The 9,405-nt window shown below is 73.1% G+C and carries 6 protein-coding genes; 4 read left to right on the forward strand and 2 right to left on the reverse strand.

Going from position 1 to position 9,405, the window contains the following annotated elements; translation table 11 throughout:
* Positions 1–558: DEAD/DEAH box helicase (locus AB0M29_RS44520; RefSeq protein ID WP_365393460.1), on the reverse strand; the 558-nt coding region annotated here is incomplete at its 3' end.
* Between the two features lie 582 nt (positions 559–1,140).
* Here AB0M29_RS44520 and AB0M29_RS44525 point away from each other — a divergent pair.
* The 3 genes from AB0M29_RS44525 to AB0M29_RS44535 all read left to right on the forward strand — a co-directional run bounded on the left by AB0M29_RS44525 (position 1,141) and on the right by AB0M29_RS44535 (position 6,333).
* The gene (locus AB0M29_RS44525; protein ID WP_365393462.1) at positions 1,141–4,401 is read left to right on the forward strand and encodes a hypothetical protein; all 3,261 of its coding nucleotides are present in this window, start codon (positions 1,141–1,143) and stop codon (positions 4,399–4,401) included.
* Between the two features lie 51 nt (positions 4,402–4,452).
* A complete protein-coding gene (locus AB0M29_RS44530; RefSeq protein WP_365393464.1) occupies positions 4,453–5,481 on the forward strand; it encodes a pyridoxal-phosphate dependent enzyme in 1,029 nt (342 codons plus the stop codon).
* A 75-nt stretch (positions 5,482–5,556) separates the two neighbouring features.
* On the forward strand, positions 5,557–6,333 hold the full coding sequence (locus AB0M29_RS44535; RefSeq protein ID WP_365393466.1) for a hypothetical protein: 777 nt from the start codon (positions 5,557–5,559) through the stop codon (positions 6,331–6,333).
* A 40-nt stretch (positions 6,334–6,373) separates the two neighbouring features.
* On the opposite strand, the gene AB0M29_RS44540 is transcribed toward AB0M29_RS44535, so the two are convergent.
* The gene (locus AB0M29_RS44540; RefSeq protein ID WP_365393468.1) at positions 6,374–7,753 is read right to left on the reverse strand and encodes an FAD-binding oxidoreductase; all 1,380 of its coding nucleotides are present in this window, start codon (positions 7,751–7,753) and stop codon (positions 6,374–6,376) included.
* A gap of 320 nt (positions 7,754–8,073) precedes the next feature.
* Between AB0M29_RS44540 and AB0M29_RS44545 the strand changes: the two genes are divergently transcribed.
* On the forward strand, positions 8,074–9,201 hold the full coding sequence (locus AB0M29_RS44545) for a sulfite oxidase (protein WP_365393470.1): 1,128 nt from the start codon (positions 8,074–8,076) through the stop codon (positions 9,199–9,201).
* The last annotated feature ends 204 nt before the right edge of the window (positions 9,202–9,405 follow it).

A 9,405-nucleotide genomic window follows, 5' to 3' on the forward strand; every position in this document is an offset into this window, starting at 1 on the left:
GACGACGGTGGCCATCCGCAGCCGCAGCGTCCGCGCGTACGGCGTCAGCGCGTCGGTGACCTGCTGGGCCAACTCCCGCGTCGGCACCAGCACCAAAGCCAGCGGCTGCCGCGGCTCGGCACGCTGCCCCGCGGTCCGCGCCAGCAACGCCAGACCGAACGCCAGCGTCTTGCCAGAACCCGTACGCCCCCGGCCCAACACATCGCGCCCGGCAAGGGTGTTCGGCAACGTGGCCGCCTGAATCGGGAACGGCTCCAGCACCCCGAGGCTCGTCAGCTGCGCCAACAGCGGCTCGGGCAGCCCCAGTTCGGCGAACGACGTCACGGGCGCCAGCGGCGGCGTGACGGTGACGGGGAGCGCGAACTCCCCCTGCGGCGCGGCGGGCCGCCGGCCGTAGCCACCGCTGCGGCCGCCACCGCCCTGCCCCGAGCGGCCCCCGGAACGCGAGCCGGAGCCCTTGCCGGACCAGGACCCGGATCCGGAGCGCGAGCCGGACCGGGACCCGGCTCCCGAGCCCGAACGTGAGTAGCGGTCATTACTGCCGGTGGTGCGGTTCATGCGAAACCTTCCTCGATGCTGGGCGCGTATCGAGGGACCCGGGCAGCGCTGAGCCGCGCCAGGAGTCGCAAGAACGAGCCGGAAAAAGACCAGAACGAGCCCGCCGGACAGAAAGCCACGTCCCGGCGGGCGGAAAAACGCGGAAAACACGGTGGATACGGGGTGCGGTATGAAACCGGCGAGCCGGGCTCCGCCTCAAGCGAACGCCCACGTCGCCGCAGCGATTCCCCCGAAATAAAAAAGTGCGCCTACCGGTATGACCACCGATAAGAGCACCTGAAGTCATAGGCAACCACAACTGCAACTGACTTCGACAATAGCATGCCCCATCCTACCGGTCACGGCCCGGTTTCCCCCCGTCACTCTCCGAAAAGCCAATCCCTGCCCACCCTTCCGCCCCCTTATCCGCACCCCGGGTGTGACCTCAGCGACACCCGCCCGGAAAACGCTCTCCCGGCGCGCGAACCCCGGTGCTACGATCCGCCCACCGCAAGGGGCGCCTGCGCGCCCGGGGGGCGGGAGTTGTACACGTGCCGCTGGGGGCTCTCCCCGCGCACGGGGGACTGCGGGAGTGGGGGGACCATGCTGTCGACGCCTCGGCGTGCGCGGCGGGCAGTGACGAGTGCGCTGACCGTACTGCTGCTCGCCTTCATCACACTGTTCGTGCCATCGGCCGGTACGACCCTGGCCGCGGCGAATTCGCCTGCCGCGGGCACCGCGCCCCGCGCGAAGGCCGCGTCGGTCACGGCGACGACGAAGGCGACCGCGCCCGCGCCGCGCCCGACCGTCACGGCGAAGCCGAAGCCGACAGCGAAGCCCGCGCTCACCGCGAAGGCCAAGGCCACCAGGCAGCCCAAGCGCACCGCCCCGCTGACCTCCCGCGCGACCGCCGCCGACGTACCGCCCGCGGACTGCACCGCCCTCACCGACGCCGACCTGGCCTCGGGCGCCGCGCCACTGACCGGCACGCTCCCCGCGGGCGACACGACCGCCTGCTACGGCTTCCCCGGCACCGGCCTCACCAGCGGAGACCTGCTCCGCGTGGGCGGGGTGTCGTACGAACTCCAGGCAACCGTGTACGACTCCACGGACACCGCGGTGTGCTCCGTCGGGCAGTACGGCGACACCTGCCAGGTGACCGGCACCGGTCCCTTCCGCATGGCGCTGCACGACACCTACGCGCAGGCGATCACCTACAGCGTGACCGTCTTCCGCGTCTCCCACCCGACGGGCTGCGCCACCCTCTCCGCCGCACCCTTCGGCGACCCGGGCAGCGCGGTGGCCACCGGCACCGTTCCGGTCGGCGGGGCGCAGTGCCGCACGATCGCGCTGCCCGCGGGGCCCGCGGCGGTCTCGCTGAAGGGCGGCGAGTCGACCAGCGGCTCGACCACCTGGACGCTCTACACGGCCGCGGGTGAGCAGGTCTGCGCGGGAACCGACGACGCGACCTGCGGCCCGCTGGCCGCGGCGGGCACGTACACCCTCCTGCTGGAGGACAGCTCGATCTTCGACGCGGCCGACTACACCCTGGCCGTCGTCCCCCTGACCAGCACCAGCGGCTGTGCCGCAACGATCGGTACTTCCTACGGCCTGCCGGTGCTGCACGCCACGCTGGGCTCCCCGGTCCAGACCGACTGCCAGCCGTTCCAGGGCACGGCGGGCGAGCGCGTGGACGTCAGCGCGAGCACGGACGTCTACGGGGACCTGCGCACCACCGTCGTCGGCCCCGACGGCCTGCCGAGCTGTACGCGCGCCGATGGAGAGGACGGCTGCGTCCTGACGGGCACCGGCCCGTACCGCGTGATCAACAGCAGCTGGTACGACTTCACCGGCTCATACAGGATGCGCATCGGCAGGATGTCCGACCCTGTGGGCTGCACGGCCCTCGCACCGCAGGTGTACGGCACCGCGCCGACGCCGTCGAGCGACCCGTGCTGGCAGATCCACGTGACCACCGCCGGGACCTACGACGTGGCCGGTACGCAGGTCTACCGGCAGGACGGCACGCGTGCCTGCCAGCTGGGCGGCACGACGAACGACCTGTGCACCCTGACCGCCGGCACGTACACCCTGCTCTTCCGCTCGCCCGACGACGGCACGCCGTACGTGCCTGTCTTCATCAGCCGTACGGCGACGACGGGTTGTGTCGCGGCGCCCGACACCGGTTTCGCGACCGGCCCGTACCACGGCACGCTCACCGGCCCGGGCGAGCGGGGCTGTCTGCTGCTGCCCACCGCGTCCAATGCCGGTCTGTACCTGCTCGACCCCGGCGTCGATGGAGAGCGCACCCCGTTCACCGAGGTGGTGGACGCGCTCGGTCTGCAGCAGTGCAACGCGTGGGACAACACCTTCGCGGAGTGCGCGCTGACCGGGCAGGCGCCCTTCCGGGTCCTGACGCACGGCCCGGACGGCGAATCGCCCTCCGACACCCCGCAGTTCACCGGCAAGTACACGCTGCTGGTCAACCGGACCACCGCGTCCGGCGGTTGCACCGCCTTCCCGCAGTCCGCCTTCGGCGACAGCCACGGCGCCGACGTGACGCTCACCGCCGCCAAGGCGTACACCTGCCTGAGCATCCCGGCGAACTCCCACGGCTCCTCCGAGATGTTCGACTACACGAACACCAAGAACAGCGCCACCGCGAACGTCTACCTCGCGGACGCGAGCGGCCGGGAGGTCTGCGCCTCGTACGCGGGCGCCTCGTCGACGATGAACTGCAAGCTGACCCCCGGGACCGCCTACACGGCCGTCATGCTCGGCAACCCCGGTGCGGACAGCTACCAGTTGGTGCACCGGGACGTGAGTGCCGGTGCGAAGTGCGCGGCGCCCGCCTCGACCACCGTCGGCGGCGCACAGACCCGCGGCACCCTCGCCTCGAAGCTCGCCGCGGCCTGCGTACGGGTCACCACCGCCTCCGCCGCCGACCGGGTGTGGCTGTCCACTGCCGCAACGGGCAAGAAGACCGTCCTGATGGTGACGGACGCCCAGGGCAACGAGGTCTGCTGGCGCAACGGCTACCCCTGCGTCCTCACCGGCTCCACCAGCTACCAGGCCGTGATCATCGCCAACAACTACGACGGCACCCCGTTCTCGTACCGGCTCGACTCCTGGCGGCTGGTCACCGGGGGCGCCTTCCCGTCGCAGTGCCGTGTGCTCACCACGGGACCGGCGGGCTTCGGGCCGCTGACCGGCTCGCTCGACGCGGGCCACCCGGCGATCTGCGCGACGGTGCCGGTGAAGCCCTACACCCTCCTGAACCTCAGCGACTTCGGCACCGACGGCCCCACCTCGGGCTCCGAGGCGCATGTGTTCGGCACCGACGGCAGCGAGATCTGCTCAGTGTCCCCCTCGTCCGGCCACGCCTACTGCTCCCTTCCGTCGGGCTACGCCGGTACGACGGCGATGGTGCTGATCAATCTGCAGGCCGGTGCGCAGAGCGCCACGTACGGGGTGCTGGGTGAGTGCGTCACCTCCTGCGTCGTCTCCCCCGGAACGCCCACCGTCACGGCGGTCGGCCCGGCCACGGCGCCCACGGGCTCGCGCCCGTCGGTGGTCGTCACCGGGACCGGCTTCCGGTCGGGCGACACGGTGTGGCTGACGCAGGACGGGTCGCGGCCGATCGCCGGGACGGTGACGAGCACCTCCGGCACCACCCTCCACGTGACCTTCAACCTCAACGGCGCCGCCCAGGGCACCTGGACGCTGCGTGTGGCGTCGCCCACCGGGGCGGCGGTGCGGCTGGCCGACGCCTTCACCGTCACCCCGCCGACCTCGCACCACCCCAGCGGCAACGGCAGCACGTACCCGCACCCGGTTCCCACGCCCACGCCGCACGGGAAGTGAGATCCGTACGGTCGTCCGTGAGACCGTACGGAGAAGGCGGAGGTGGTGGCGGTGGGCGAGGGCAGTGGCGGCGGGCCGGTCACGCTGGGCGTGTGGCCGACGCCGGTGGAGGCGGCGCCCCGGTTGGCGCGGGCGTTGGGGCTCGGGGCCGGGGATCTGTGGGTGAAGCGGGACGACCTCACCGGGCTCGGCGGGGGCGGCAACAAGGTGCGCAAGCTGGAGTGGACGTGCGGCGAGGCGGTCGCGGGCGGGGCGACGGTCCTGGTCACCACCGGCGCCCCGCAGAGCAACCACGCCCGGCTGACGGCGGCGGCCGGGGCCAGGCTCGGGCTGGACGTGGTGCTCGTCCTCAGCGGTGAGCCCGGCGGTTCCGCCTCGGGCAACATCGCGCTCGACGGCCTCTTCGGCGCCCGGGTCGTGTGGGCCGGGCGCACCGACGGCGCCGGGCTGGCGGCCAGGGCCGAGCGGGTCACCGACGAGCTGCGGCAGGGCGGCGCCGTCCCCGCGCTCATCCCCTTCGGCGGGTCCAGCGCGGTCGGCGCCCGCGGCTACGTCACCTGCGGGCGCGAACTGCTCGCCCAGGTACCGGACTTCAGCACCGTCGTCACGGCGGTCGGCTCGGGCGGCACCATGGCGGGCCTGGTCGCCGCCCTGGGCAGCGACCGCGTGCTGGGCGTGCACTGCGGCGCCGTACCCGACCCGGCGGCGACGGTCGCCGCGCTCGCCTCAGCGCTCGACCCCCTCGACCCGCCCGACCCACTCAACCCCCTCGACCCGCCCGAGCCCGTCGCCCCGGAGTCCCTCCGTATCCGCCTCGACCAAGTAGGCGCCGGATACTCCGAGTTGACCGAACCCGTCATGCGAGCCCTGCTCCTGGCCGCCCGTACCGAGGGCCTGGTCCTCGACCCGATCTACACCGGCCGCGCGCTCGCAGGGCTGGCCGCCGCCGTACAGGACGGCACGCTCACCCCCGGCAGCCCCACCGTGCTCCTCCACTCCGGCGGACTCCCGGGCCTCTTCGGCCACCCGGCGACGCTGGCCAGGTCCGAGGCGGAGATCGCGGGCCGCGACGGTCGGTGACGACCTTCCCGCACGGCGGACGGCGTACGGTCGGAGGGGCGCAGGTCGGCCGAGCGTCCGTCGTGAGGAGCAGCCGTGATATCCGAGCCGGAACTCACCGGTGGCCCCGAGGAGCCGCCGCTGGCCGAGGTGATCGGCGACCCGGGCAGCGAGCCGCGACCGGCGGCGGCCCGCGGGGTGTGGGGCGGACGCCCCCTGGTGTGGGGGCTGGGCGGCGTCGTGCTGGCCTCCGCGGTGTGGGCGGCCGGCGTGCGGGCGTACGAGCGGCACCACGGCGGCGGCCCCGACATGCACGGCTACGTGCTCGCCGACAGCCCGTGCGCCGGCCGCACCCTCGCCCCGCTGACCACCGCGCTCCACGTCACCGACGCGCAGTCCGTCTCCCCCGCCGCGGTCCACCTGGGACACGCGCTCGACCAGATCCGCTGCACCGTCTCGGCCGCCGCCCCGGCCGCCGAGGGCGATACGGGGACCGCGCGCTACGAACTGTTCGTGGGGGTCGATCTGCACAAGGCGACCGACCCCCGCCCCGACTTCGACGACCAGCGCGGCCTGGACACCACCGACCTCGCCCCGGTCGACAGCGTCACCGCCGTCCCCGGCCTCGGCGACGAGGCGTATCTGCTGACGATCAGCGCGCAGACCCAGGAACTGCGCGTGCTGCACGGCGGCGCGGTCTTCACCCTCACCGTCACCGGCTACAACTCCGGGGCCCTGACCGTCTCCGCCGACGACCTCAACGCCCTTCACGGGGGCGACGGCGGCTCCGCCACCGACATGACCCGCCTCCAGCCCGCGCTGATCGCGTCGATGCGCAACGTGATGGCGGGCCAGCGGCACTCGTCGCCCTGACGGCCGGGAGCCCGGCCGCCTCGCCGCCCCGGCGACTCCGCTATGCCGCGGGCGTGATGTTCTGGTTCGCCCGGAACAGATTGTCCGGGTCGTAGGTCTTCTTCACCGCCGTCAGCCGTTCGTACTGGTCGCGGTAGGTGGCGCGGACGCGGTCCTGGCTCTCGTCCGCACCCATGAAGTTGACGTATCCGCCGCCCATGGACTGCGGGTGCAGTTCGCTCCAGTAGTCGACGCACCACTCCTTGATCGCCCCGGCGTTCTCCGGGTCGGGGTCGATGCCGCCGACGATGCCGGACCAGACGGCGTCCCGGTAACCCCAGGCCGTCGCCCCCGGGTCGACGCGGTGCGCGGCTCCGTCGATCGGGTACAGGTGCATCGTCGACAGACCGGTGGGGATCAGATTCGCGTACTTGGCGTGCACCTCGATCGCCTCGTCGGTGATGCGGTCGAAGAAGTCGCCGCGCCAGTACCACTGCAGTCCGGTGGGCATCAGCCCGTCGAACATCGACTGCACCATCGGGTACGGCATCGGCGCCGTGAAGTGGAAGGCGGGCGCGGCGGGCCGGCTGTCGGGGGCGAGGGCCTCCTCGGTGCGTGCCAGGTCACCGGTCCAGCACCACACCACACCGCACATCCGCTGCCCGTGGATCTCCTCGGGGAACGGGGGCGCGGGCGGTACGACCAGTTCCGCGAAGAAGCCGTTCAGGTCGTCGGGCGCCTGCGGCAGGAAGTCCCGGTACCAGCGCAGCACTTCGCCGATCTTGTCGAGCGGGTAGAGGGTGATCCCGAGCCCCACGGTGTCCACGGGGTGCAGCCGGAAGGTGAAGGAGGTGACGACGCCGAAGTTCCCGCCGCCGCCGCGCAGCGCCCAGAACAGGTCCGGGTGCTGCTCCTCGCTGGCGGTGACGAAGCTGCCGTCGGCCAGTACGACGTCGGCCGAGGTCAGACTGTCCACCGTCAGACCGTACTTGCGGGTGAGGTGGCCGTGGCCGCCGCCGAGGGTGAGGCCGCCGACGCCCGTGGTGGAGACGATGCCCGCGGGCACGCCCAGGCCGAACGCGTGGGCGGCGTGGTCGAGATCGCCGAGCAGGCTGCCGCCCGCGACCTGCGCGGTCCGCGCGGCCGGGTCGACCCGCACCCCGCTCATCGGTGACAGGTCGATGGTGACGGCGTCGTCGATCACGGCGAGGCCGGGTCCGCTGTGCCCGCCGCCCCGGACGGCGACGTCCAAGCCGTTGTCGCGGAGGAAGTTCACCGCGGCCATGACGTCCGCCGCGTCCCTGCACGGGACGACCGCGGCCGGACGCCGGTCGATCATGGCGTTGTAGACCTTGCGTGCTTCTGCGTACTCGGGATCCTGAGGCGCGATGACCGGCCCGCGCAGGGCTGTCCGGATCGCTTCCAGCGTGGTGCCGTCCATGAGAACTCCTCGCGAGATCTCCTGTGCTCGGCGTGCTCGGCGCGAGCGAGATCTCCTGTGCTCGGCTGTGCTCGGCCTGTCGGGCACACACGCCCGCCGGGCCGCCCCTCTCCCGGTGAGCGCAGGTCAGCGATGCCGCGCCCGGTACGGGGGATGGGGGCGCGAGCGGGCGTAGGCCACCGCCGCGGCACCTCGCACGGGCTACGGCGCGACCGTAACCCACAGGGCTGACAGTCCAAGCCTCTCCCCACTGGGCTCCGCCCGCATCCGCACACGCCTCCGCGGACGCGGCCGGGCGCAGTCGAGCGCACCATGGACGCATGGACGGACGCATCGGTGACATCAGCGCACCAGGGCGGCTGGCCGGACCCGCGGAGGGCATCAGCACCGAGGAACTCGCGCTCGCCACCCGCAATCACGGGCTGCCGCTGGAGGCGCTGCGCTACGAGCTGAGCCCGCCGGGACTGCACTACGTCCTGGTGCACTACGACATCCCCGCCGTCGACGCCGACTCCTGGACCCTGACGGTCGGCGGCCGGGTGCGTACCCCGCTCGCCCTCGGACTGGCGGAGCTGCGCGCGCTCCCGGCCGTCACCCGGCGGGTCACCATGGAGTGCGCGGGCAACGGCCGCGCGCTGCTCACCCCGCGGCCGGTGAGCCAGCCGTGGCTGGTGGAGGCGGTCGGCACCGCCGAGTGGACCGGGGTGCCGCTGCGCGCACTGCTGGAGCGGGCCGGAGTGGATCCCGACGCCGTCGACGTGGTCTTCACCGGGGCCGACCACGGCGTCGAGCGCGGTGTCGAGCAGGACTACCAGCGCGCCCTGCCGCTGGCGGCGGCCCTCGGCGAGGGGCCGGACGCCCCCGAGGCGCTGGTGGCGTACGCGATGAACGGCGGCCCGCTGCCGCCGCAACACGGCCATCCGCTACGGCTGGTGGTGCCCGGCTGGTACGGCATGGCCCATGTGAAGTGGCTGCGCGAGATCACCGCCACCGACACCCGCTTCACCGGCTTCCAGCAGGACGTCGCCTACCGCTACCGGCAGTCGGCCGACGACCTGGGCGAGCCGGTCAGCCGGATCGCGCCGCGGGCGCTGATGATCCCGCCGGGCTTCCCGGACTTCATGTCCAGGGCCCGGGTGGTACGGCCGGGCCCGGTACGGCTGGAGGGCCGCGCCTGGTCCGGCGCCGCGCCCCTCGCCGCCGTCGAGGTCAGCACGGACGACGGCCACACCTGGCACCCGGCCCACCTCGACCCCGCCGACGCCCACCCCTGGGCCTGGCGCCACTGGCACACCGACTGGACCGCCACCCCCGGCCGCCACCTCCTCACCCCCCGCGCCACCGACACCTCCGGCACCACCCAACCCCTCCACCAACCCTGGAACCGCGGCGGCTTCGCCAACAACCTCATCCAAAGAGTCGATGTCCTCTGCGCCAAAGCAACGTAGTGCGGTGCCCCCGCCGTCACGGAGGTCGTGCCCCGAAGGGGCGCGGGGAAGCGCGCTGCGCTTGCGGAAGAGGTCGTGCCCCGTAGGGGCGCGGGGAACTGCGCGGCCCGCCCCCACCGGCCGGTGGTCCGAAGACAACGCGTCTGCCCCATTGGGGCCGGTGGTGACCTGCAGCCCGTCGAGGGCTGGTCGCGCAGTGCCCCG

It is taken from the genome of Streptomyces sp. NPDC051976 (genome assembly GCF_040680795.1).
Classification (GTDB): Bacteria; Actinomycetota; Actinomycetes; order Streptomycetales; family Streptomycetaceae; genus Actinacidiphila.